This is a genomic window from Paenibacillus glycanilyticus (assembly GCF_051200795.1).
Lineage (GTDB): Bacteria > Bacillota > Bacilli > Paenibacillales > Paenibacillaceae > Pristimantibacillus > Pristimantibacillus glycanilyticus.
In genome coordinates this window covers 4085446-4108137 of the sequence record NZ_CP195155.1, presented here as the reverse complement: position 1 = coordinate 4108137, position 22692 = coordinate 4085446, and the positions used below count along the sequence as shown (strand labels likewise).

At 50.9% G+C, this 22692-nt stretch carries 24 protein-coding genes; 11 read left to right on the top strand and 13 right to left on the bottom strand.

Annotated features, from left to right (window positions below):
• Positions 1-36 precede the first annotated feature (36 nt).
• The gene (locus ACR9FF_RS18790; protein WP_435163660.1) at positions 37-375 is read left to right on the top strand and encodes a cupin domain-containing protein; all 339 of its coding nucleotides are present in this window, start codon (positions 37-39) and stop codon (positions 373-375) included.
• A gap of 62 nt (positions 376-437) precedes the next feature.
• Here ACR9FF_RS18790 and ACR9FF_RS18785 read toward each other — a convergent pair whose 3' ends face one another.
• The 5 genes from ACR9FF_RS18785 to ACR9FF_RS18765 all read right to left on the bottom strand — a co-directional run bounded on the left by ACR9FF_RS18785 (position 438) and on the right by ACR9FF_RS18765 (position 4166).
• Positions 438-1175: an anti-sigma factor gene (locus ACR9FF_RS18785; protein ID WP_127493604.1), complete on the bottom strand. Its 738-nt coding sequence runs from the start codon at positions 1173-1175 to the stop codon at positions 438-440.
• Positions 1172-1744, bottom strand: a complete 573-nt coding sequence (locus ACR9FF_RS18780; RefSeq protein WP_127493571.1) for an RNA polymerase sigma factor — start codon at positions 1742-1744, stop codon at positions 1172-1174. The genes ACR9FF_RS18785 and ACR9FF_RS18780 overlap by 4 nt, the downstream gene beginning before the upstream one ends.
• A 111-nt stretch (positions 1745-1855) precedes the next feature.
• Positions 1856-2560 (bottom strand): plastocyanin/azurin family copper-binding protein, encoded by a 705-nt coding sequence (locus ACR9FF_RS18775; RefSeq protein ID WP_435163658.1) that lies wholly within the window; start codon positions 2558-2560, stop codon positions 1856-1858.
• Between the two features lie 10 nt (positions 2561-2570).
• The gene (locus tag ACR9FF_RS18770) at positions 2571-3830 is read right to left on the bottom strand and encodes a plastocyanin/azurin family copper-binding protein (protein WP_435163656.1); all 1260 of its coding nucleotides are present in this window, start codon (positions 3828-3830) and stop codon (positions 2571-2573) included.
• A gap of 144 nt (positions 3831-3974) precedes the next feature.
• Positions 3975-4166: a DUF2524 domain-containing protein gene (locus ACR9FF_RS18765; protein ID WP_127493564.1), complete on the bottom strand. Its 192-nt coding sequence runs from the start codon at positions 4164-4166 to the stop codon at positions 3975-3977.
• A gap of 165 nt (positions 4167-4331) precedes the next feature.
• Here ACR9FF_RS18765 and ACR9FF_RS18760 point away from each other — a divergent pair, with 165 nt between their 5' ends.
• Positions 4332-4496 (top strand): hypothetical protein, encoded by a 165-nt coding sequence (locus tag ACR9FF_RS18760; RefSeq protein WP_015845397.1) that lies wholly within the window; start codon positions 4332-4334, stop codon positions 4494-4496.
• Between the two features lie 65 nt (positions 4497-4561).
• On the opposite strand, the gene ACR9FF_RS18755 is transcribed toward ACR9FF_RS18760, so the two are convergent.
• The gene (locus ACR9FF_RS18755) at positions 4562-4795 is read right to left on the bottom strand and encodes a DUF3892 domain-containing protein (protein ID WP_127493562.1); all 234 of its coding nucleotides are present in this window, start codon (positions 4793-4795) and stop codon (positions 4562-4564) included.
• 161 nt (positions 4796-4956) lie between these two features.
• A complete protein-coding gene (locus tag ACR9FF_RS18750; protein WP_435163653.1) occupies positions 4957-5688 on the bottom strand; it encodes an MBL fold metallo-hydrolase in 732 nt (243 codons plus the stop codon).
• 130 nt (positions 5689-5818) lie between these two features.
• Here ACR9FF_RS18750 and ACR9FF_RS18745 point away from each other — a divergent pair, with 130 nt between their 5' ends.
• The 3 genes from ACR9FF_RS18745 (at position 5819) to ACR9FF_RS18735 (ending at position 7215) form a co-directional block, all read left to right on the top strand.
• Entirely contained in the window at positions 5819-6034 is a 216-nt protein-coding gene (locus ACR9FF_RS18745) for a hypothetical protein (RefSeq protein ID WP_127493560.1), read from the top strand.
• A 172-nt stretch (positions 6035-6206) separates the two neighbouring features.
• Positions 6207-6776 carry a stalk domain-containing protein gene (locus ACR9FF_RS18740; protein ID WP_127493558.1) on the top strand — a complete coding sequence of 190 codons (570 nt, stop codon included), beginning with the start codon at positions 6207-6209 and terminating at the stop codon, positions 6774-6776.
• Positions 6777-6894: 118 nt separating this feature from the next.
• Positions 6895-7215, top strand: a complete 321-nt coding sequence (locus ACR9FF_RS18735; protein ID WP_127493555.1) for a DUF1292 domain-containing protein — start codon at positions 6895-6897, stop codon at positions 7213-7215.
• Positions 7216-7282: 67 nt separating this feature from the next.
• On the opposite strand, the gene ACR9FF_RS18730 is transcribed toward ACR9FF_RS18735, so the two are convergent.
• On the bottom strand, positions 7283-7681 hold the full coding sequence (locus ACR9FF_RS18730) for a DUF1885 family protein (protein ID WP_248757726.1): 399 nt from the start codon (positions 7679-7681) through the stop codon (positions 7283-7285).
• Between the two features lie 109 nt (positions 7682-7790).
• Positions 7791-9260 carry an aminotransferase class I/II-fold pyridoxal phosphate-dependent enzyme gene (locus tag ACR9FF_RS18725; protein ID WP_127493551.1) on the bottom strand — a complete coding sequence of 490 codons (1470 nt, stop codon included), beginning with the start codon at positions 9258-9260 and terminating at the stop codon, positions 7791-7793.
• A 199-nt stretch (positions 9261-9459) separates the two neighbouring features.
• On the opposite strand from ACR9FF_RS18725, the gene ACR9FF_RS18720 reads away from it, so the two are divergent.
• The gene (locus tag ACR9FF_RS18720; RefSeq protein WP_435163649.1) at positions 9460-10644 is read left to right on the top strand and encodes an MFS transporter; all 1185 of its coding nucleotides are present in this window, start codon (positions 9460-9462) and stop codon (positions 10642-10644) included.
• 124 nt (positions 10645-10768) lie between these two features.
• Positions 10769-11383, top strand: coding sequence for a YitT family protein (locus ACR9FF_RS18715; protein WP_127493546.1), 615 nt, complete (start codon positions 10769-10771; stop codon positions 11381-11383).
• An 80-nt stretch (positions 11384-11463) separates the two neighbouring features.
• On the opposite strand, the gene ACR9FF_RS18710 is transcribed toward ACR9FF_RS18715, so the two are convergent.
• Genes ACR9FF_RS18710 through ACR9FF_RS18700 form a run of 3 tightly spaced genes read right to left on the bottom strand, consistent with a single transcriptional unit; the run spans position 11464 to position 13941 of the window.
• Positions 11464-12123 (bottom strand): TetR/AcrR family transcriptional regulator, encoded by a 660-nt coding sequence (locus ACR9FF_RS18710; protein WP_435163647.1) that lies wholly within the window; start codon positions 12121-12123, stop codon positions 11464-11466.
• Between the two features lie 55 nt (positions 12124-12178).
• Positions 12179-13198 carry an ABC transporter permease gene (locus ACR9FF_RS18705; protein WP_435163645.1) on the bottom strand — a complete coding sequence of 340 codons (1020 nt, stop codon included), beginning with the start codon at positions 13196-13198 and terminating at the stop codon, positions 12179-12181.
• A complete protein-coding gene (locus ACR9FF_RS18700) occupies positions 13195-13941 on the bottom strand; it encodes an ABC transporter ATP-binding protein (RefSeq protein WP_435163643.1) in 747 nt (248 codons plus the stop codon). Before ACR9FF_RS18700 ends, ACR9FF_RS18705 begins: the two co-directional genes overlap by 4 nt.
• 243 nt (positions 13942-14184) lie before the next feature.
• Between ACR9FF_RS18700 and ACR9FF_RS18695 the strand changes: the two genes are divergently transcribed.
• The gene (locus tag ACR9FF_RS18695) at positions 14185-17202 is read left to right on the top strand and encodes an efflux RND transporter permease subunit (RefSeq protein ID WP_435163641.1); all 3018 of its coding nucleotides are present in this window, start codon (positions 14185-14187) and stop codon (positions 17200-17202) included.
• A gap of 250 nt (positions 17203-17452) precedes the next feature.
• On the opposite strand, the gene ACR9FF_RS18690 is transcribed toward ACR9FF_RS18695, so the two are convergent.
• A complete protein-coding gene (locus ACR9FF_RS18690; RefSeq protein WP_435163639.1) occupies positions 17453-18103 on the bottom strand; it encodes a DUF1054 domain-containing protein in 651 nt (216 codons plus the stop codon).
• Between the two features lie 405 nt (positions 18104-18508).
• Here ACR9FF_RS18690 and ACR9FF_RS18685 point away from each other — a divergent pair, with 405 nt between their 5' ends.
• From ACR9FF_RS18685 to gndA, 3 genes are all read left to right on the top strand, one after another.
• On the top strand, positions 18509-20224 hold the full coding sequence (locus tag ACR9FF_RS18685; protein WP_435163637.1) for a proline--tRNA ligase: 1716 nt from the start codon (positions 18509-18511) through the stop codon (positions 20222-20224).
• Positions 20225-20409: 185 nt separating this feature from the next.
• The gene (locus ACR9FF_RS18680; RefSeq protein ID WP_127493532.1) at positions 20410-21006 is read left to right on the top strand and encodes a hypothetical protein; all 597 of its coding nucleotides are present in this window, start codon (positions 20410-20412) and stop codon (positions 21004-21006) included.
• A 269-nt stretch (positions 21007-21275) separates the two neighbouring features.
• Positions 21276-22688 carry an NADP-dependent phosphogluconate dehydrogenase gene (gndA, locus tag ACR9FF_RS18675; RefSeq protein ID WP_201001224.1) on the top strand — a complete coding sequence of 471 codons (1413 nt, stop codon included), beginning with the start codon at positions 21276-21278 and terminating at the stop codon, positions 22686-22688.
• The last annotated feature ends 4 nt before the right edge of the window (positions 22689-22692 follow it).

The window sequence follows — 22692 nt, the reverse complement described above, 5'->3', positions numbered from 1 at the left end:
CATTAAAGGTCAAGCTGACAACAAGGAGAGACCGAAATGAAGACAAGTAGACAAAACGCGGAACACTACATATGGGGGGACCAATGTGACGGCTGGCATCTGCTGAAGCGGCAGGATTTGAGCATCATCCATGAGAAAATGCCGTCGCATACGGCTGAAACGCGCCATTACCACGAGAAGTCCCAGCAGTTCTTCTTTGTTCTCGAAGGGAAGGCGACCATTGAGATTGGCGGAGAGACCTTTGAGCTGGAAGCGCATGAAGGGATTCACGTAGCTCCGCATACTCCGCACCAGATGTTTAACCAATCGGATCGCGACATTCAGTTTCTTGTCATATCGGAGCCTACAACCAGGGGAGACAGATATCCTTCCTAATCAGTAAATAAACCGCCATTCGTACCTGATCGTAAGATCGTACGGATGGCGGTTTTTATGCATCAGGAGATCGAGCTGTATAATCTTGTTCCCCTTGGCTGCGTGCCGTGCTCGTCAGGCTCAAGCGTTATGCCAATAGAGTCAAAAGCAAGCGTATCGCCGGATATGGGCATCGCGAGTACTCCGATACCTTTGTCATCAACCCTGAAAGTTCCGGCGCTATCCTTTTGCCCGGCATGGTTGAGCCATACCTGGTAGACGGAGCTGTCTCTGGAAGCCGGAGCCCCAAATACATAGACGACAAATTGCTTGTTGCTTCCGTTATCCACGATACAGGCGACGGCATAGGACGAAGCGACGTCATCCGATACCGGCTTTAAGGATATCAGCTGATTGATCTGGGAAGCGGATACGGACAACGCCTGTTCGATAGGGATAACGGATGGGCCGCTTCGGCTGCGATACAGCTCCACATTCCAAGCCGTGCCCGCAACCAATACGGCGAGTACCGCTGCGGCGGCAGCACCCCAGGTCAGCTTGCGGAAGGAACGTTTTGCAGGGCGCGGTAGCACGGAGGCCAGCGCGGCGTCCATGACCTGCTGCTTCAACTCAGCCGGCGGTTCGATCAGCTCCATATCGGAAGGGAGGGAGTCCCATACGAGTCTTAGCTCTTCGAGCTCGGTCTGGCAGGCCGGGCAGCCTGGAAGATGCCGTTCGAAAGCTTTCTTTTCTTTATCGGAACAAGCACCCGAAATATAGTCAAGGGCATTATGGCAAACCGTCACATTTTGCTGCTTCATGATTGCTCTCCTTCGGCCACGAGATGCCTGCGTAATATTTTTAACGTCTGATGCAGACGGTTCTTTACCGTTCCTATCGGCTGGTTATATATGGTCGCAAGCTCGCTGATACTATAGCCCTGCCAATAGAAATGCTCAAGCAAGTGGATCTGTTGGGCGGACAAATCGCGGTAAGCGCTGCGGATCTGGTCCTTCATCTCGCTGTTAACGGCAGCCGTTTCCGGCGTGGCGGAAGCTTCGTCGGGAATCTTGGCCAGCTGCTCCGGTTCGACTTGAACGAGGGGAGCCGTGTCTCTCCGTCTTTTTCGCAGCCAATCGGTCGTAATATTGCGGGTAATGGTCAGCAGCCAGCTGGAGAACCTGCCTTGCTCGGGATCATAGACGGATTTGGTTGTCCATAATCGCATAAATACGGCCTGGACGATTTCTTTCGCGACATTCTCGTCTTTTAACGTTTTCCAGGCGAAGGAATAAACGAGAGACGAGTAACGGTCGTATAGAACAGAAAGCGCTTCGCTCTGCTTGCTCTGAATGAGCAGCATCAATTGATGATCCGTAAGCTCCCGCATACGATGGTACCTCCAAGAGGATAATATAAATCTATTCTATCAACTGTTTACAGCCTTGCAATACATAAGGAAAACAGGGATAACCAAGTATGGTTATCCCTAAGCTTATTTCTATTTGTCCGAGACGCTAATCGTGGCCTGCATGCCCGGATGCGGCATACAGTGATAGGCGAACTCGCCTGCTTTATCAAAAGTAACGGTCTTAGCTTCATTTTCGGCCAGCAGCCCGGTATCAAAAGAATTGTCATCGGCTGTCGCGCTATGCTTGATTTCGTCCTTATTAATAAATTTGACGCGGTCACCCGGCTTTATTTCCAGCTTGGCAGGGGAGAAGGCGAAATTCGAAATTTCAACGATATATTCCTTGCCGCCATCGTCGGCACTCGACGCTGTTGCGGCAGGCGAGCTTTTCGGATGATCCTCGCTGGCAGCAGGAGATGTCTTCGAATCATCATCATCGTTCGTGCGCCCGCCATGATGATCATCATGGTTGGGGGCTGGCGAAGGTTTTGGCGTGACTGCTGCCGAAGCCTGCGGTTTGGCCGTCGCCGAAGCTTGGGGTTTCGCTGTTGCCGATGCTTCTGGAGCTGCAGACGGCGATTCCGAAGGCGCGGCTGATTCATGCTGCATATTCTCATGCTCTTCACTAGACATAGATGCTTCCGGAGTAGGGCTTGGCGTGACGGTCACCGCCTCCTGCGATGGAGGGGGAGCGGAGGCCGCCTTATCGGATGAGCTGCCGCATGCCGCCAGAAGAAACGCAAACAGTAGTCCGGATAACAGGAGCAGCAGGCTTTTGCTAGTTATAAATTTCATGATAAATCCCTCACTTCACAATAATCTGACCGGTCATAAACGATTTGTGCAGCTCGCAATAGTAATTGTAGGTACCCGGTTTATCCAGAGTAATCGTATAGGACTCTCCAGTTTTGAGCACGGGAACTTTAAAGCTGCCGTCGGCGGCCACCGCGTTATGCTCCATCTCGTCTAAGTTAGTGAAAGTAATTTTGGAGCCGGCTTCAACGGTCAGAGGTTCCGTGCCGAAAGAGAACTGTTTAATATCTATCCGGTAGGTTTTGGCTTCCGGTGTCATGCCTTTAAAGGTAGACGGATTAATAACAAACCATACCTGATTTACGTTCTGGCCAAGCACATCCCCGGATTGTGCATCCTTAATGAAGTAGTAGAGCGGGTAGCCTTTGTAAGTCCATTGCTTCGTGCCGTCGGCACGGGTGATGCTCGAGAAATCGGCTTTGTTCAGGAAAGCGGGAATTTGCAGCTCATCGGATGTGAACACGGGCCAGTTGACGAGGCATTGTCCACCGCAAGCATTGATATTCTCGGCATCCTTGGTGAAATAGTACAAGGTCATGCCGTTACTGTCGGTCAGATAAGCACCCAGCTCTTGATGGCTTCGCAGCTGAATTCTTTTCCCTTGAGGAAGGGCTGGGGATTGCGGGAGTACGCCTTTCTGCTGGAGGTTAACGAAAAAGGTTTGCCCTTGAGGGGTTTGCACGGTTAAGGCTTCGATAAGCGCTGTCGCAAGATGAGCGTTGGTCAGCGGACTGGCTGCCGCAATGGATGCCATCCCTTTGGAAGCGGCAAAGGTCAACGTATCCGCATAGGCGAACTCGGAACCGGAACGGAAGCCGATATTTTCGAGAAGAACTTTGTACAGCTGTTGAGCGCTGACGGGATCGTTCGGATGGAAGGAACCGTCCGGGTTGCCGGCCCAGCCCAGTTCAGGATGCTGCTTCAAGTAAGCGAGAATAGGAACATTGGATTTGCCTGCTTTGCCTGCGTCTTTAAAGGAAGAAGAGCCCGTGTCCGCCATGGCCTCCTTCAAATGGCCGTTCAGGCGTAAAGAAATGATGGCAGCTTGCATGCGGGTTGTCTGCTTGGCTAGGTAAGTTTCGTTAACGCCGCTGCCGTCGCCCAGCAGGAGTCCCAGCTTCGCCGCCGATTCTGCGTCGGTTGTCACGGAAGGGGGCTGCGTTTCCGCTGCCGAGGCTCCGATAACTGACGACAGCAGACCTGTTAAGAGTACCGCGGCAAACATAAACATGGTTAATTTTTTAGTGGTCATGAATAATCCTCCTTAAAGAATAATGGTCTCTATAGGAGGTAACGAAGGAAAGGAGGAAGCGGTTTGAAGGAAATTGAATTTTTTTTCGGGGTTGCAAAAGAGGAAGGCCCATGCGCTTAAGCATGGACCTTTTGCGTCTCGTTATTAATGATTACTATGCGGAATATCGCATTTGTTCTGAATGAACCGGATCTGATTCTCGAGCCGGTTAATCTCCTCCTGCTGCTCGGCAGTGGAAGCGGATCCGTTTCTTAACGAATCAAGCTGCGCGATAAGGTTCGGCAAGTCGGAAGAAGCATTTGCGCAATCATAGCTGCTGTTCAAATCTAAAGTCATCGTGAAGTTACTCTCCCTTCGGTATTGTGAGTACGTTTGTCCGCCAATTAGTATGATCCGGATCGGCAATTATGATGCGAACTTGTGACAAAATTAGCATATTTTATTCTAGCCATACATACCTGTATAGAAAGCATTTGCATGACTAATAGGAGGCGGTATCGTTTGGCACAGGAGTATGCCTATATGGCCGTATGGCTTCTGGGCTTGTTTGGCATCGTGGGTACGGTAATCGCATGTGTGGCAAGGTTTGTCGTAAAAGATTCCTTATCGTATGATCAAACGCATGTATGGCGCAGAAAGCTGCCTCCCGAAACAAAGAAAAAATGACCATCAATTATGAGGTGAAGAAAAAAATCGGCTGTCCGCGATCGCGGCAGCCGATTTTCCGGTTTTTAGAAGGTTGGCAGATTGTCGAGATTATTGTCCTTGCGGCCGTCCGCGTTAGAACGAAGATGCTCTTCGTGGTCACGGCCTTTAAAGACGTTTAATCCGGCAATTTCATTATTTTTAACCATCGACTGCGCGGTTTTGTAATCGACGACCCGGCCAGACGTTAATTGCAGTTCAACAATATCGCCGTCTCCGTTCTTGCGTACGGCAACGACTTCTTCTTGTGTGTGATCCATATTATCATCCTCCCGATGGATAGTATGGATCGATTTGGCCCAAAACATGCACGTACCTGCATGTACGTCGATTTTAACCTTTAACCGGAATGCATCCCCTTGCATAAGCTATACCTAGAGCGGATGTCTGCAGCGCCAGTAGCGCGGTGGATATCTGCTTGTTAGGTTTTAATTTCGTAAACGGCAAACTGCTCCACGAAGCGCATTTTTCCCGTATGACCGACGAACTCTTCCATATTGTCGTTATAGTGCATCAACCAAACTTTCTCCTGGATGTCCTCGGGCAGCGTGAGCAGCTCGTCCAGACTCGCATGGACAACACCCGGGGAGACAAGCTGACAGTCATGAAAGATCGTTGATACGCCGTCCTCGATCAATTCCTTCAGCAATCCGCCGTCAAATTTCATATCCGCGGAATAGAAAAAGTTTTCGTTAAAGAGGAAGGAGTAGCTGAGCTTGCCCGCGATATGATCCGTCCGGATCAGCTTCACGCGAATTTCGGGATGGATCTCGTACGACTCGCCTTCCTTGATTGGACGAACATCAAAGAAATCGGACAGCGCGTTAAGCGGCTCCTGCGTCAAGCCTCCGCGAAGCGTCTGCTCCCATAATGGCTCAACCAGCGTATCGGCAATATACAGGACAGGCTTTTTGCCGTAACGGAACATCATCTGGAACGCGTATTCCTCCAGCCCGCCGACATGGTCGGCATGCATATGGCTGATTAGTACGGCATCGAGATCGTTAAACGAGTAACCGGCATCGTGAAGCGACCGGGGCAGCGTGATGCCGCAGTCCACGAGCAGCTTAAAACCGTCAACTTCAATTAAAGCATTATTATTCGAATACTTTTTCGCGAAAGCACCGCCGGTGCCAAGCATTTGGATTTGCAAGCTTAGATCGCCTCCCTTTATAGTTGTCTTCACTTTATCAAATAACGCAAGATGTTGACAAACAACAGATGCATAATGCCCTCCGCCTACATATAATGCAGAAGCAAAACGGCGGGAGGATTGAACGAAGATGAGTGCAGCAGCGGCAAAGGGCAAAGGCAAAGTTGTGAAGAAGAAAAAGTCGTCCAGTGAAAGAAAGCAGTATTACTACAAGCTTGTGTTGTCCGACACTTGCGCGGTATGCAAAACGCCATGCGAGCGTGGGATGCGCTATTGGAAGCGAATGCAGGAGCCCGGAGCGGTGGGGAAGGGCGTACCTTGCATCTTGACCCGCACTTACAGCTAACCGCGGGCAATATGTAAGTATTTCCTGGGCAAGCGCATGATTCAACAGCTTTTGACAGATTCAGCCTTGAACGGTCAGGCTTAAAAACTTTTATTGCGGGGCGCAACTTTGGGCCAAAACCCGAGTATAACCAAACATCCAGACAAACCGGATGGAGGGAGGGTTAACAGCAATGAAAGTCGGATTCAAAAAAGTAGCTATTTTGCTCGCTATTTTGTCGGTATTCGGAGGTACGCTCATTTTCGCCGATTCTGCATCCCAGAAAGTACGCGTTATTGTAAACGGCAGTGAGCTGGATGACGGCGGCATTATTGTGGACGGCAAAACCTACTTGCCTCTTCGCCAGATGGTAAACAGCCTGAATGCGCTTGTTGACTGGGATAATCAGAGCAAGAAAGCGACAATTAACAAGCCTAATGTCCATATGATTCTGTTCCAGGATAAAGTCATCTTTGGCAATGTGGACAAAGGCAACAAATATACGTTTAATGTCTTCTCCCAAATCGACAACCTTAAGACAGACATCTCTGCTGTAAAAGTGTCGATTACGGACCCTTACGGCACCGAGAAGGTTATTCAATCCCAGAATGTCAGCATCACGAAGGATAATTTCTGGTACCGGACGGAGGATATCAAATACAACTTCGAGTACGCCGGCAAATACGCGGTACGGTTCTATTTGAAGACATCGCCATCGGATGACTGGACGGTTGTATCGGAGAAGCTCATCACATCCCAGTAAAAATAAGGCTTTGAATAAGGACGCTCCGGACTACGGCCGGGCGTCTTTTGTTTGACCGGCGATTCTTCGCATGGTACGATACGTAAGTATGTATAAATAACTGAAATGGGGTAATTCCATGAGCGAGCATCAACATCAGCACGGCGAAGACTGCGGCTGCGGACATGATCACGAACATGATGAGCATGTGTTCATCGTGACAGACGACGAAGGCCAAGAGCGTGAAATGGTCATGGTCTATACATTTGAATCGGAGAACAACGTTTACGCGGTATTGCTGGATCGCAACGATCCGGAGGCTGACGGCGTTATCTTCCGTATTGAAGAAGAGAATGACGAAGCATTCCTCGTTGGGATCGAAGACGATGCGGAGTGGGATCGCGTAACGGCGATCTACGAAGAAATCGCGCGCACCGAGAACGAGAACAAAGAAGGTTAATGACCTAAAACACCCGTCTATTCCAAACGGCTGCTTCAGCCTTGGATAGACGGGTGTTTTTTGTATGTCATTTACGCGGATTATAATAAATCGTTCGGCCGTTAAACATCGTAAGCTCGGCAAGCAGCTGTTTGGCCAAATACTTGCAAAGCTCGTTAGCTTTGGCTTTGTCGCCATGGGTGGACCCGTCGGGAAGGACTACTTGAATCGTGGAAGGGCCCTCATCTCCATTGCCAAACACGATATATTTGTATCCGGGATTGGTACCTTGCAAGTAAAACCATCGGTCATCCTGTTTCGACTCGAACGTATACGGAAAAGCCGCTTTTGCGTAATCCCAGTCTAGCTGCGTTCCGGTTAAAGCGGTCTGCTCCCGGTAATGGATTAGCTTTTCCTTCAGTTCTTCCAGCGGAAGCTCACTAACGGCAGATCCTTGAACAAGCTTAATAAATGCGCTTTGACTCATTCGTCCCACCCCCACCTCATCATAGCATGGCGCTCTAAAGGTTTACAATAAGTGGAATCATGCAAAAAGCCAACAGCTTCGCCCAAGAGCTCTGCCGTTGGCTTTTCGTTTAGAAGATCGCGTTTTCTTCCACGATGACTTTAACGAACTGAATGCTGCGATCCTCCGGCCCTTTGACAGGCAGGCCGACCTCAACATGATCCACGATATAGTCGATGTTCTTCTGCGAAATAACTTCACCAGGAAGCAAGATCGGAATGCCCGGCGGATAGACGTAAATAAATTCGGCGATAATCCGTCCGGCTGACTCTTTGAACGGTACGATTTCCGTCTCGCCATAGAAAGCGTCGCGCGGCGTCAGGGACAGCTGCGGGATATCCGGAATTTTCACGACAAGCTCGCGGGCTTCCGCGCCTTCATGGTACGTCTCCGATAAGCCGCGGAGCGCTTGCAGCAATTTCTCGATCGACTCGGAGGTATCTCCGGGCGTCACGAGGCAAAGAATGTTATACATGTCGCTCATCTCGATCTCTACGTTGTAGTGATCGCGGAGCCAGTTCTCAACCTCGTAGCCGGTTACGCCAAGATGGCGGACATGAACCGTAACTTTGGTTGGATCATAATCGTAGGTCGCTTCGTCGCCGAGAATATCTTCGCCAAAGCAATAAAGGCCAGGGATCTGATTAATCCGTTCACGGGCATATTGGGCAAGCTCAATCGCTCTCTCCGCAATTTCATGGCCGTTAATCGCCAGATTGCGGCGGGACGTGTCCAGCGATGCGAGCAAAATATAAGATGTCGAAGTTGTCGTCAGCATACTCAGGATCGTCTGGATGCGGAACGGGTTGATCCGACCTTTGCGTACGTTCAAGACCGAGCTTTGCGTCATGGAGCCGCCAAGCTTATGTACGCTTGTAGCTGCCATATCGGCACCGGCCTGCATGGCGGACATCGGAAGCTTCTCATGGAAATGAATAAGTACGCCATGGGCTTCGTCGACAAGAACCGGAATATCGTAGCTGTGAACAAGATCCACGATTTCCTTCAGATTCGCGCAAATGCCGAAGTAAGTCGGGTTAATGACCAGAACGGCCTTGGCATCCGGATGACGGTCCAACGCGCGTTTCACCGAGCGGGTCGTAATGCCGTGGTCGATACCGAGATTCGAATCGCGCGCGGGCGAGATAAATACCGGACGCGCGCCGGCGAAAATAATGGCGGCCATAACGGACTTATGAATGTTGCGCGGGACGATAATTTTGTCGCCCGGGCTGCAGACCGTCAGAATCATCGTAATAATCGCGCCGCTGGTGCCTTGAACGGAGAAATACGTGTAATCCGCGCCAAACGCATCTGCCGCAAGTTTTTGCGCTTCTTCAATAACGCCGGTTGGCTGATGCAAGTCATCAAGCGGAGCTATATTTATAAGATCGATCGACAAGGCGTTGTCGCCGATAAATTCGCGAAACTCAGTATCGCTGCCGAGACCTTTCTTATGCCCCGGAATATGAAATTGTACCGGATCGTTCTCCGCATGGCGGCGGAGTGCGCTGAAGAGCGGGGTTTTGTTATGATCCATCGCTTTCGTCCCTGCCTTTCGACTGTCGTCTAATGTCTAATGTACAAACAAAGTTGAGTATAGCAAAAACAAGTCGGAATGCAAGCAACAATTTTATTGATGAAGTCGGGCATTCCGAAGCTGGACTAGTATTGTTCTCCATTTGTTCATAACTATGGCCAGCTTGATATGATACGATAAGGGATGGGGTGAAGACAAAATGCGAGATAAACGACTTCTTATAGTAATGGCTATTCTAATGACCACCTTCATCGGGTTCGGGATTATTATTCCTGTTATGCCTGAAATGATTAAAGCCGTCAGCCCGGGTAACGCCGAGCATCATACGGGTTTAATGCTTGCGCTCTACTCAGCCGTATCGTTCATACTCTCTCCATATTGGGGAGGCTTATCCGACCGGATTGGCCGGAGGCCGATTATTATCATTGGCGTGACCGGTTTTGCAATCAGTTTCTTCTTGTTTGGCTTATCTTCCGACAATTTAACCTTGATGTATCTTTCCCGTATTCTCGGGGGCTTGTTCTCTGGGGCGGTCACTTCGGTTATTGTCGCTTACGTAGCGGATATTACGCCGCCGGAGCAGCGTACAAAAGGCATGGGGCTTGTCGGAATGTCGATTGGCTTCGGCTTTACGATTGGTCCAGGCGTAGGCGGTCTGCTTAGTCAGGTTTCGCTCGAAGCCCCTTTTTACGCGGCATCGATAATGGCATTAATTACTTTGTTTTTCGCAATAACCAAGCTGAAGGAATCGTTGCCGCCCGAGAAGCGGAGAGCTTCGGGCGAGAAGCGGGAATCCCGCTGGTCGGCTTTTACCGGGCCGCTTAAGTTTCTGTACGTTCTTGCGTTCTTCGTTACCTTTACGCTTGCCGGCATGGAAGCAACGCTGCAGTTCTTCGGCATTCAGCGCTTTGACGTAACGCCGGTGCAGGTGGGCATGCTGTTCTTCGTATGCGGCTTTGTTGGCGCGCTTGTGCAAGGCGGTGTCGTTCGGCGGAGAATCAAGCGGGGGCAGGAGCCTCAATACATCGCGCTTGGCTTGATTATTTCGGCAGTTGGCTTCTTCCTGCTGCTTGCTGCCCATTCCTTGTGGTGGGCTACGATGTCGCTTGCCGTATTCGGCATTGGCAACTCGCTGATCCGTCCATGCGTAACCTCGTTAATTACCCAGAAGACGAAAGTGGGTCAAGGCGTTGCCTCCGGCCTCAGCTCTTCGATGGACAGCTTGGGACGTATTCTTGGACCGCTTGTTGGTTCGTTCTTGTTTACGCTCGATTTGCGCCTGCCATACGTTTCCGGCGGCATTCTGTGTCTCTTGGCTTTGATCCTGCTTGTACAGTTCCGCAGAATGGACGGCACAGCGGGTTCAACCGCAGCACAGGAATAAGGACTGGCGTAAAGCCGGCTTCTCATGAATATATGAGAGGCCGGCTTTTTTTGTTTTTTCCAGAGAATGGCATGTACTAGGCCCGCATATAAATGAGGTAGAGCAAAAAGAGGTGAAAGGTAGAATGGGGATTCTGTCATGGCGCAGGTGGGCGGCCATCATATTGGGGAGCCTGCTGATATCGGTCGGGATTAATTTTTTTCTGATTCCGTTGATGATTCTGGACGGGGGGCTTATAGGGATCGCCCTTATCGTCAATTATCTGCTTCACATTCAAGTGGGTCTGACCATGCTGCTATGCAGTATCCCGATTTTTGCCCTGGTCTGGTTTCAAAGCCGGAGTATGATCTACCAGAGCCTGAACGGCCTGCTGTTATCCAGCTATGTCATCGATTTGCTCAGCCCCTACCGGTTCCACTTTCTCTATTACATTGAATGGACTCCGTTTACGCGGGCGGTGCTTGGCGGCTTTTGCATTGGGACAGGCCTCGGTATCATGCTGAGGAACGGTACTTCCACGGGAGGGACGGATCTTCTGGCCCATTTCTTGTCCAGGTATATACCGTTAAACGTTGGGGTTATTATTTTTTTAACGGATTTTATCATTATCGGAACGGGGGCCATTCTGCTTCCTGAAGATACGTTTCTGCTATCTCTAATAACGGTTGCGGCAGGCGGGGTGGCGACAAGTCTATGCACGTGGAATTTACCGCATAATCACCAATTCAAGCATCATTAAAAAGCCGAAGGCATCGCGGGAAGCCGCTCTCATGCAAGAGAGAGGTACCCGCGATGCCTTCGGCTTTTTGCTTCGTACGTTTACGGCGCTAACCCCTTCATAATAAAAGCGATAGTCGCTTCCCGTTCCTGCTCATCATTCCAGCTGCTGTCTTCCCGTTTGCCGTAAATCATTCGTATGGCGGCATATCCAATGAGCGAGGAGACCGTAAGCCTAATGATTGTATAAGGCGACCAGTTCACAAGGGTGCCTTCTTCCTGGAACCTGAGGATGTTGGGGGTGACCTTTTCGAATACTTTCGCGAGAATTAGCTTCTCGAATTGCTCCTGCAGCTCCGGATGGAATGGGATCTCTTGAATAAAAATTTTCAGTACGTTTATATGCTTCTCAAGAAACGCCAGCCTGTTCTCGAGAATCGCGCGAAGCATCTGGTCGTAGCTGTCGTATCTGCTGTCCAGCACCTTATAGAACTCCCTCATCACAAACGGCGCGACCAGCTTTGCCATCACCGGTGCCACGATGGAGACTAGCAATTCTTTTTTCGTTTTGTAATGCCGGAAAATCGTACCTTCCGCCACACCCGCACGTTGTGCGATCTCGCTCGTGGATGATCCGGCAAAGCCTTTTTCCGCAAAGATTTCGGAGGCAGCCTTGACGATTTTCAGCTGCTTATCGGTCATTGATTTCTCTTCGCTAAGCTTATTCAGCTCATCCAGCCATTCTTCAATCGGCTCGCTCATGCCAGACACTCCCTTTTTGCCCATTCCCGTTATTATAGCAGAAAAAGAAGGGCGCCTACATCCGGCGGTGCTTCTTTAATGCCGCAACGTTGAGCAGGGCGAACAGGATCGACAAGCCCGCCAGCACGTAAATATCGAGTTGGATATCGGCAATACCTTCCCCTCGAATCATAATTCCCCGCATGGCATCCGCGCCGTAGTACAACGGCATGATGAAGCTGAGCTTCTGCAGGACCGGATTCATGGCATCCAGATTAAACAACCCGGAGAAAAATGCCTGAGGCACGATAATAATCGGAATGAACTGGATGATCTGAAATTCGCTGCTCGCAAACGAGGACAGCAACGTGCCCAGCGTTAACGCGGTCAAAGACAGCAGAAGATTAATCAGCAGCATATTGACGATATGGCCGGCCATCGACATGCCAAGCACTTGAACGGAGAACCAGGCGATCAGGGAAGCCTGGAGCAGCGTGAAGATTCCAAACCCGGCTAAGTAGCCAAGCACAATCTCCGATCTGCGGATTGGCGTCGCCAGCAGTCTTTCCAGCGTTCCGCTAGTGCGTTCGCGAAGGAAGGATACTCCCGCGAGCAGGAAAACAAAGAAGAAGGAAAAGAAGCCGATGAGTACGGGACCAAATGAATCGAATGAGGCCATGTCCGGTCCTCCGTACAGATAATGAACCGTAGGAGCAAGCTCCTGAACATTGCTCTGCAGAGCTTTCTGCATGACAAGCTGCGTGCTGCGGCTTACCGACGGATCGCTTCCCTCTAACGTAATATCCGGTTTGCCTTCTTTAATCTGAATGACGGCATCAAGCTTCCCGTTCTTCAAAGCCTCTTCGGCCTCGCTAACGGAATTATAAATGGTAATGCTTGCATTCTGCTCTTCAAGCTTCTCGGCAAACGCGCTGGCCGGGCCCGTCAATCCGATTTCTGGCGATACGGTTCTGCCGTCGAATACAAGCTTTGTTAAGCTGAGAATGAGAAGAGGGGCGAGGAACAACAAAGCCAAAGTCCGTTTATCGCGGACGAATTGGCGGATAATGCGTACAACGAGCGCACGTATTCTCATGCTTGCGCCTCCTTCCGGCTGCCAAAGGCGATAAACGCTTCTTCGATTGTATGGACTCCTGCTTGCTCTATAATAGCTTCGGGAGTGTCCAGCGCAATTAATTTACCGTCGCGGATGAGTCCCAAGCGGTCGCATTTCTCGGCTTCGTCCATGACGTGAGTGGTGACGATAATCGTTACGCCTTGCTGCGTCAGGGCGCGCAGCTCATTCCAGATCGCTTGACGGAGAACGGGATCGATACCAACCGTCGGTTCGTCAAGCACGAGAAGCCGGGGTTCATGCAGCAGCGCGATGGCAAGCGACAAGCGGCGTTTCATGCCGCCGGAATAAGCGGTTACCGCTTTATCCAGATGTTCGGTCAAATTCACAAGCGCGGCGGCGGACTGGATTCGGGAAGCGAGAGCTTTGCCGGAAAGCCCGTAGAGGGAGCCGTAAAAAACCATGTTTTCCTTGCCGGTCAGCTCCTGATAGAGAGCATCGGACTGCGCCATATACCCGAAGGTTTGCAGCATCTTGAGCTGGGGCATCGGCTCGCCGAACAATTCAACCTGTCCGTCGTCGGCGAGGTCGATGCCGGTTATGAGCTTGATGAGGGTCGTTTTTCCGGAGCCTGACGGACCAAGAAGTCCAAACAGCTCCCCGCGTGGCACGGTGAGCGTAATATCATCCAATACTTTCCGGTCCCCGAACTTTCTTGTGATTCGGGAGACGGCAATAGCAGGCTTTTCCGCTGATTTCGTCAATAGAAACACCTCTTTGAATGGAATGAGTGAATACTCATTTTTAGTATAAAAGCAGTCCGCTCAGCTGTAAAGTGAGTACTTGCTCATTTTGGATACTGGACCTAAGTCGTAGAACAGCTCCGACCCGGGGCGAGAGTAAAATACCGTCTGGAGACGTTTTTACATTATTTTCAATGCAGGTATGCTTAGAAATGTCAAAAACACATAAAAGAGAAATCCGAATAGGGAGAAGGAGTAGTTGTAATGAACAAGTTAACCGAATGGTCGTTCCGTAACAAGGCGGCCGTTATCCTGATCGTCGTTATGGCATTGACGGTTGGGGTCATCAGTTATTTGAAGCTGCCAATGGAGTTCCTGCCGGAAGCGGATAACCCGCAAGTTATGGTGACCGTAATCGGGCCTGGCATGGACGCCAAATCGATGGAGCAGCAAGTGACGAACCCGCTCGAAGAAGCGGTTATGTTCACGAAAGGCAAGACCGATATGTTCTCGACTTCGGGGAACGGTTACGCCCAGGTTAACGTAAATTTCGATTCCAATACGAATATGAAGGAAGCGAAGGCCGAGATCGAGCGTTCGGTTGATCAGGTTCAGCTTCCCCAAGGCGTCATGAAGCCATTTGTTGTCCAGTTTAATACGTCGATGATTCCGATCTCCTGGATCGTTGTTACGTTTGACGAAGGTCTTAGCGAGCAAGAGAAGGATGCCAAGATCAAGCTGGTCAATACGGAGCTGCAAAAGTCCGAGGGAGCGGGCCAGATCAGCGTTAACGGCAAGTCAACGCCATCGATCCACATTACTCCCGATACGGATAAGCTGGCGCAAAAGGGACTTCCGGTTCAAACCCTGCTCAGCGTGCTGCAAGGACGCGGCGTATCCGCTTCGATCGGCGAACGCAATGTAGACGGCGCTGCCGGCAACATTAATGTATATGACGAAGTAACAAGCGTCGATACGCTTCGCAATCTTCCGGTTGCCCCTGGCGTGAAGCTGTCCGATGTTGCAAAGGTTGAGCAGGCGAAAGAGCAGGAGAGCATCAGCCGGATGAACGGCAAGGACGCGATTTTGTTCACGGTATCGAAGTCGGCTAACGCCAATGCCGTATCTACGGGCAAAAACGTGGAGAAGACGGTCGAGCGTCTGAACAAGGATGTAAAAGGCGTTGACGCGGTTGTTCTGCTCAGCACGGCTGAATCCGTTACTCACTCCGTTAACAGCATGCTTCGCGAAGTGCTGATGGGTGCATTGTTTGCAACGATTATCATTCTGCTCTTCATGCGCAATTTCCGCGCAACGCTGGTTACGATCGTATCAATCCCGTTGTCGCTTGGCATCACGCTGTACTTGCTAGACCTGTCCGGCGTAACCCTGAATATCATTACGCTTGGCGGTGTGGCCGTAGCGGTAGGACGCCTTGTGGACGACAGTATCGTCGTTATCGAGAACATTTACCGCAGGCTGCAAAAGGAGCCGTTCTCGGTTACCGTTATTACCGACGCAACAAAAGAAGTCGCAACCGCGATTACGTCTTCGACACTGGTTACCGTGGCGGTATTCCTGCCAATGGGTCTGCTCCGCGGTTCGCTGCAGGCCTTCCTGCTGCCATTCGCGCTTACCGTAGCGTATTCTCTCTTGTCCTCGCTGCTGGTTGCATTAACGGTAGTACCGCTGCTTAGCGCGATTCTGCTTCGCGGAACGAAGGAAAAGCCGCATAAAGGGTCGGAGAAATTCGCATCGTTTATCCGCTGGAATCTGCAGCACAAATGGGTCACGCTGCTTATCGCTTTAGTTCTGTTCGTAGGCTCCATTGGTTCTTACGCGATGATGCCGAAGGGTGCGCTTGACTCCTCCAGCGCGGAGAATCTGAACATTTCCCTTCAGTATCCAAGCGATACGCCTTCCGAGAAGGTTGAGCAGGGCGGCACGCAGCTGGAAAGTTTCCTGAAAGACAGCAAGAGCGTGGAATGGGTGATTATGCAGCTTGGCAACAGCTCCGAAAACGCGCAATACGGTTCGGTATCCTCGCCGACGCTTGTAACGTATATGGTTGATCTGAAGAAAGGCGTGGACGCCGAAGTATTCATGGATGAAGTGAAGAAGCAAAAAACGAATTTCAGCGATGCCGAGCTGTCCGTAAATGCCACGGATCTGATGATGGGCGGCGGCGGATCGCAAGTATTCGTTGACGTCACGGGCGATGATCCTGAGAAGCTGACGCAGACAGCGGATCAACTGATTGCCGCGATCAAACCGATTAAAGGCGTGCTTAAAGTACAAAGCAACCAGGAAGAGAAAAAGCCGGTCTATACGTTCCAGGTGGACCCGGAAAAAGCGAAAGGCCAGGAAGTTTCGATGCAGCTGCAGAGCATTCTGAATCCGGTGCCGGTAGGCAGCATCAAGGTAGACGGACGCGACACCTCCGTCGTCGTGCAGCCGGTTGTTAATCCGGATACGGAAGCGGCTCTTAAGAATCTTACGATTGCAACGGAATCCGGCGTGGTTCCGGTATCAAGCGTGGCGAAGCTGGTTCGCACGGAAGAGCCAAGCTTGTATTACCACAAGGAAGGCAAGGTTTATGTCCGGATTACGGCTGATGCGGATCCTCAAAAGCTCTCTGTTATAGGTGCGGATATTAAGAAAGCCGCAGATAAGCTGAAGCTGACGGATGGCGTCGAACTGAAGGTTGGAGGCGCATCGGCTGACCAAGCAAGCGATTTTGCGGACATTGGGATGACAGCGCTGATCTCGATCGGCATCGTGTACTTGATTATGGTGCTGACCTTCAAAACGTTGCGCGCTCCGCTCGCCATTATGTTCTCGCTGCCGCTTGCGGCGATTGGCGCAGTCGTAGGCCTCTTGATCTCCGGCGTTACGCCTGACTTTACCGCGATGTTTGGCGCGTTGATGCTAATAGGCATCGTTGTGACGAACGCCATCGTTCTAATCGACCGCGTGAAGCAAAACGAAGAAACGATGTCGATCCGAGATGCGCTTGTAGAAGCGGCAACTACACGGATGCGTCCGATCATCATGACGGCTGTTGCAACGATTTGCGCGATGCTGCCTCTCGTATTCGGGGCCAGCGAATCGGGCAGCATCGTATCGCAGAGCTTGGCGATCGTCGTGATTGGCGGTCTTGCCGCGGCAACGCTTCTGACGCTGATCGTTGTTCCTTGCATGTACGAATTGTTCTTCTTCCGCGCTTCCCGCAAGCAGCGCCGTGCCAAAGCACAGGCTGCCAAAACGGTTACAGCGGTCTAACCCCAATCAAAAAAGCTGTGCGGAGTTTCTTCCGCACAGCTTTTCTGTTCTTCCCCAGCCTTTTTATCTTTTTCTTCTGCTTTTGTTGTTCAGGTTACGGGCAAACGAAGCATGAAATGATTCTGTAGAAGCGTAGCGTTCGCTTTTGTGAGTGGATTCCACCCTTGTACAGTCTAATCGAAGGAATCCACGAGCAATGGCGATCGGAAGAACATTTCATGCGCAGTGTGCAAATTGTAACCGAAGTTTTTTAAACAGAAGCAGCCAAACGATACAAAGGCATCAACGTTTCATAGGTATCCTGAGCAAGCTTGTACAGCGCATCCCCATCGTGAAGAAGCGGGTCGCCGGCAGGAAGATGGCGGCCGATCAGCAGCTCGGCTTTTTGCACGTCGCGAAGCCGGGTAAGGGCGTTGACCCAGTCTTGCTTGCTCATTTCGCTTACCGACGTGGACTCTTTCTTCATATGGTCAAGCGAAAGCGCGTAATCCGAAGGAACAGCCGAGATGACTTCGTCAAGATGGTCCAGATAGACGGAAGCGATTTTGGACTTATTAGGCGCCTCGTAAATAAGGGCAAACCATAGGAAGAGATGGTCGTCGAACAAGCCAAGCTGGAAATGCGGATGCGCTTTGTAGCCGCGTTTATTGTTGCAGATGGCGAGCCAGGTATCCTTGGGCGGATTTACGGTCCGGCGGGCATGCTTCGCAATATGCAGGAACATTTCGTCGCCTGCCTGCACGGCAATGTCTCCGGCAAGCTTTTCGCCCAGATAGCGGAACTTCGGACGAATCCGTTCCTCGATGGCAGCCATGCGCTGCTCCAGTCCTTCGATCAGAAACGTGTCGAAATCCTTCTGCTCAAAGCCCGTAAATGCGCTCGTTGTTGGTGTCGTAGTCATCTATTTGATCTCTCCTCGTAATGAAAGCCGATAATTAAGCTTGATTATAGCACATTTGTTCTTATCCGCGCATCATGACCATCTTGACGCGGAAGAACGCTTGTTGTAAATTTATCTAAATATTCCAACAGCTTCGATCAAGGTCGAGCGTTAAGCAATTGTTCATTTCAGAGAGGAAGCCCACGGCTGCGAAGCTTCTATGAACGCTTAAGACTCATCCTGCCTTGTGAGCTGCAAAGGCCGCCGCTTCCAGCTTGGACTTTGCCGGGATGAGGATCCCGTTATCAATTTAGAGAGCCGGCAGCGTTTGCTGCCCCGGCTAACAAAGGGTGGTACCACGAGCACATTCGTCCCTTGCGAATGTGCTCTTTTTTGTTTTTCTATCAACCGTCGGGAGTGAGAACTATGCGTCAAAGTCAACTATTAATGCCAACCTTGCGTGAAGCGCCTTCCGAAGCGGAAGCAATCAGCCATCGGCTGATGCTGCGCGCAGGCCTGATCAGGCAGCTTGCTGCCGGAATTTATACGTATTTGCCAACGGGCCGCCGCGTATTGCGCAAGCTGGAGAAGATTATTCGGGAGGAGATGGATAATGCCGGCTGCCAGGAAGTATTTATGCCCGCGATGCAGCCCGCCGATCTATGGCGGCAGTCCGGCCGCTACGAGAAATACGGACCCGAGCTGGTCCGGCTGAAGGACAGGCATGACCGCGAGTTCGCGCTGGGTCCTACTCACGAGGAAGTGATTACGGATCTGGTTCGCGGGGAAATAAATTCTTACCGGCAGCTTCCGATTACGTTATACCAGATCCAGACTAAATTCCGGGATGAGAAGAGACCGCGTTACGGCTTGCTTCGCGGCAGGGAATTTTTGATGAAGGATGCCTATTCTTTTGATAAAGAATGGGAAGGGCTTCATGAAAGCTATCAAAGGATGTATGACGCTTATCACCGGATATTTTCCCGCTGCGGTCTGCGTTTCCGGCCGGTGGAAGCGGATGCGGGGACCATAGGCGGAGAAGGCGGCACCCATGAATTTATGGCGCTTGCCGATATCGGCGAGGATACAATCGCAGTCTGCGACCGCTGTCAATATGCGGCTAATCTCGAGAAAGCCGGGTACAGGATACCTGAAACGGCTATAAGCACCGAAGAATCCGATGCTTACCCTGAGCCGGAGAAAATTCATACTCCGAACATCCGGACAATCGATGAGCTTGTTCAGGCGCTGGATGCTTCCGCGGATAAGATGCTAAAGACGCTGCTGTTCATTGCCAATGGCAACCCTGTCGCGGTAATCGTAAGGGGCGATCATGAAGTCAACGAAATCAAGCTTGCAGCCTTGCTGCAGGCAGATATGCTGGAGCTCGCCGACCAAGGAACGACGGAGAGATTGACTGGCGCGGCAATCGGCTTTGCCGGACCAATCGGATTAAGCATTCCGGTTATCGTTGATTATTCCGCCGCCGATATCGGTTCGGCCATAGCAGGCGCGAATGAATCGGATTACCACTGGAAGCATGTCCGTCCCGGCGTGCATTTTGAGATGACCCGGCTAGGCGACGTGCGCAATGCCGTACCGGGCGATGGATGTCCGAATTGCGACGAAGGGAAGCTGCGAATGTTCCGGGGGATTGAGGTGGGGCAAGTATTCAAGCTCGGGACCAAGTACAGCGAAGTCATGCAGGCGAATTACCTTGACGCTGCGGGATCGGAGAGGTCGATCATCATGGGATGCTACGGAATCGGAATATCCCGCGTCATGTCCGCGGTTGTGGAACAGCATCATGATGAGCAGGGAATTCGCTGGCCGCTTGAGCTGGCGCCTTATCAGGTCCATGTCGTGCCTGTATCCGCCAAGGACGCGATGCAAATGGACATTGCAGGCAAGCTGTACGAGGAGCTTGGTGCCGCGGGTTTTGATGTGCTCCTGGATGACCGCGACGAGCGCCCGGGCGTGAAGTTCAAGGACTCCGATCTGATCGGCGTTCCGGTCCGGATCGTTGTCGGAAGACAAGCGGCCGACGGGGTGGTAGAACTGAGATATAGGATCGGAGGAGAGGACCTGCAGGTATCAACCGAGGAAGCGTTGAAGCTTGTAAGGGACTATTTCGGTTCATAATGAGCGAGAAGAGGCGGTCAAGCATCCGATTTTGGACGGCTTGACTGCCCTTTTTTCGATTTGGACGGCCAATCCTTTAAAATTAGTCAATAATCCAAGTTGCCAGATCATAAGATGGAGTATAAGATAGAAGTAAGACCAAATTGTCAGACTATTTCGTCAAATGCTTGAAAGGAGGGATTGCCGTGAATAAGAGCTACGAAGTCGAATATTGCAATTTGGAGCTGCGTTTTGACCGCCGGCAAATCCAGAACCTCATCCGTGATCTCATTCAGGAAGGGTACTCCTTGTATTGGAGCGAGACGGAGGGGCAGTTCCTCATTTCAATTCGAACAGGTCGTAAGCTCGTGAAGTTAAGGTTTCAGCGGATGAAGAACCGTTACAAGATCGTCGGGGATTACACCATTAAGGACGAGAAGCTGTCGGAGTTGCTTGAAAAGCTTATTAATGACACGCGCGGACATGCGATAGTCAAGCGGATCAAAGATCGTCAGATCGTCATTGAGAACATCATGTTTGGTGAAATAATACGACTTGTGGAGGTGTCCGGAATGGAACATCGGATTATTTATCAAAAGAAGCCATTCGTAACTATAGAGGAAATGATTAAGGCTTTCCAATCCAAGCGTGCCGAGGAACGCGCGGCGGTGCTGCGCTATGAACTGGATTATGAGCTGACGGTTCTGTTCGACGCACTCCAGGAGAACAACGAGGAAGCCGTCGCCGAGTCGAAGGAAAAGCTGGTACTGCTACGTTCGGAAATGCTGCAGCTGGAGCTTTGAGATCTCATAGATAATTTTTTTTCCCAAAAACGAATCAACGGATGGTTCCTGGCGAATCATTTGATTGATTCGTTTTTTTGTCTGTCCGGAATTCTCATTTTCTGGTTAGCATTTCTCCGCAATATAAGGTAAACTTTCTAAAGCGGTCAGGAAAACTAATGGACGAATGCCGACAAATTCCGCGCAAATGGTTTTCATCTCCTTGCAAAAGGAGTAATATAAGACTATTGAAGACCACCATATTATAAAGAAAAGGATGGAAGAACCAAATGGCTAAACAGCAAATTGGCGTTATCGGCCTCGCCGTTATGGGTAAAAACCTTGCCCTGAACATTGAGAGCAGAGGTTTCACTGTATCGGTGTACAACCGTTCCCGTGAGAAAACAGATGAATTGATCAAAGAATCCGCAGGCAAGAACCTTGTTCCTGCATACACAGTTGAAGAGTTCGTGCAATCGCTCGAATCTCCTCGCAAAATCCTGATCATGGTACAAGCCGGCGCAGGTACTGACGCAACAATCGACGCTCTTGTTCCGCATCTGGACAAAGGCGACATCATCATCGATGGCGGCAACGCTTATTTCCCTGACACGGTTCGGCGCAGCAAAGCTCTTGAAGAGCAAGGCATCCGCTTCATCGGTACTGGCGTATCCGGCGGTGAAGAAGGCGCCCTGAAAGGTCCTTCGATCATGCCAGGCGGCCAAGAATCGGCTTACAAGCTGGTTGAGCCTATCCTTACAGCTATTTCGGCAAAAGTCGGCGACGACGCTTGCTGCACATATATCGGTCCGGACGGTGCGGGCCACTATGTAAAAATGGTTCACAACGGCATTGAGTACGGCGACATGCAGCTCATCTGCGAAGCTTACGACCTGCTGAAAAACACGTTGGACCTGAACGCTGAAGAGCTTCACAGCATCTTCACGGAGTGGAACAAAGGCGAACTCGACTCCTACCTGATCGAGATCACGGCTGACATCTTCTCCAAATACGATCCTGAGACTGGCAAGCCTATGGTTGACGTTATCCTTGACTCCGCTGGCCAAAAAGGTACCGGCAAATGGACAAGCCAAAGCTCCCTCGACCTTGGCGTGCCACTGTCGATCATCACGGAATCCGTATTTACCCGCTTCCTGTCCGCTATGAAAGACGAGCGCATCGCAGCTAGCAAAGTACTGAACGGTCCTGAGAAAAAACCTTTCGAAGGCGACAAAGTAGCATTCATCGAATCCGTTCGCAAAGCGCTCTTCGCTTCGAAAATTTGCTCGTACGCGCAAGGCTTCGCGCAAATGCGCGCAGCTTCCGAAGAATATGAATGGAACCTTCGCTATGGCGACATCGCAAAGATCTTCCGTGCCGGCTGCATCATTCGTGCGCGCTTCCTGCAAAACATCATGGACGCTTATGACCGCGATCCTAACCTGAGCAATCTGCTTCTTGACCCTTACTTCCAAGGTGTCGTTGATTCGTACCAAGGCGCATGGCGCGAAGTGGTTGGCACAGCTGTAGCTAACGGCGTACCGGTGCCAGCATTCGCAAGCGCATTGTCGTACTTCGACAGCTACCGTTCTGAGCGTCTGCCTGCAAACCTTTTGCAAGCGCAACGCGACTACTTCGGTGCGCATACCTTCAAACGTCTGGACAAAGAAGGTACGTTCCACTACAACTGGATGAATTCCTAATCCG

Coding starts and splice junctions, on each gene's coding strand:
- ACR9FF_RS18720 (WP_435163649.1), top strand. CDS start 9,460: ATGCGAGATAAACGACTTCTTATAGTAATGGCTATTCTAATGACCACC.
- ACR9FF_RS18775 (WP_435163658.1), bottom strand. CDS start 2,560: ATGAAATTTATAACTAGCAAAAGCCTGCTGCTCCTGTTATCCGGACTA.
- ACR9FF_RS18770 (WP_435163656.1), bottom strand. CDS start 3,830: ATGACCACTAAAAAATTAACCATGTTTATGTTTGCCGCGGTACTCTTA.
- ACR9FF_RS18790 (WP_435163660.1), top strand. CDS start 37: ATGAAGACAAGTAGACAAAACGCGGAACACTACATATGGGGGGACCAA.
- ACR9FF_RS18730 (WP_248757726.1), bottom strand. CDS start 7,681: ATGAGTCAAAGCGCATTTATTAAGCTTGTTCAAGGATCTGCCGTTAGT.
- ACR9FF_RS18710 (WP_435163647.1), bottom strand. CDS start 12,123: ATGAGCGAGCCGATTGAAGAATGGCTGGATGAGCTGAATAAGCTTAGC.
- ACR9FF_RS18725 (WP_127493551.1), bottom strand. CDS start 9,260: ATGGATCATAACAAAACCCCGCTCTTCAGCGCACTCCGCCGCCATGCG.
- ACR9FF_RS18695 (WP_435163641.1), top strand. CDS start 14,185: ATGAACAAGTTAACCGAATGGTCGTTCCGTAACAAGGCGGCCGTTATC.
- ACR9FF_RS18705 (WP_435163645.1), bottom strand. CDS start 13,198: ATGAGAATACGTGCGCTCGTTGTACGCATTATCCGCCAATTCGTCCGC.
- ACR9FF_RS18715 (WP_127493546.1), top strand. CDS start 10,769: ATGGGGATTCTGTCATGGCGCAGGTGGGCGGCCATCATATTGGGGAGC.
- ACR9FF_RS18780 (WP_127493571.1), bottom strand. CDS start 1,744: ATGCGGGAGCTTACGGATCATCAATTGATGCTGCTCATTCAGAGCAAG.
- ACR9FF_RS18755 (WP_127493562.1), bottom strand. CDS start 4,795: ATGGATCACACACAAGAAGAAGTCGTTGCCGTACGCAAGAACGGAGAC.
- ACR9FF_RS18685 (WP_435163637.1), top strand. CDS start 18,509: ATGCGTCAAAGTCAACTATTAATGCCAACCTTGCGTGAAGCGCCTTCC.
- ACR9FF_RS18690 (WP_435163639.1), bottom strand. CDS start 18,103: ATGACTACGACACCAACAACGAGCGCATTTACGGGCTTTGAGCAGAAG.
- ACR9FF_RS18740 (WP_127493558.1), top strand. CDS start 6,207: ATGAAAGTCGGATTCAAAAAAGTAGCTATTTTGCTCGCTATTTTGTCG.
- ACR9FF_RS18765 (WP_127493564.1), bottom strand. CDS start 4,166: ATGACTTTAGATTTGAACAGCAGCTATGATTGCGCAAATGCTTCTTCC.
- ACR9FF_RS18735 (WP_127493555.1), top strand. CDS start 6,895: ATGAGCGAGCATCAACATCAGCACGGCGAAGACTGCGGCTGCGGACAT.
- gndA (WP_201001224.1), top strand. CDS start 21,276: ATGGCTAAACAGCAAATTGGCGTTATCGGCCTCGCCGTTATGGGTAAA.
- ACR9FF_RS18745 (WP_127493560.1), top strand. CDS start 5,819: ATGAGTGCAGCAGCGGCAAAGGGCAAAGGCAAAGTTGTGAAGAAGAAA.
- ACR9FF_RS18785 (WP_127493604.1), bottom strand. CDS start 1,175: ATGAAGCAGCAAAATGTGACGGTTTGCCATAATGCCCTTGACTATATT.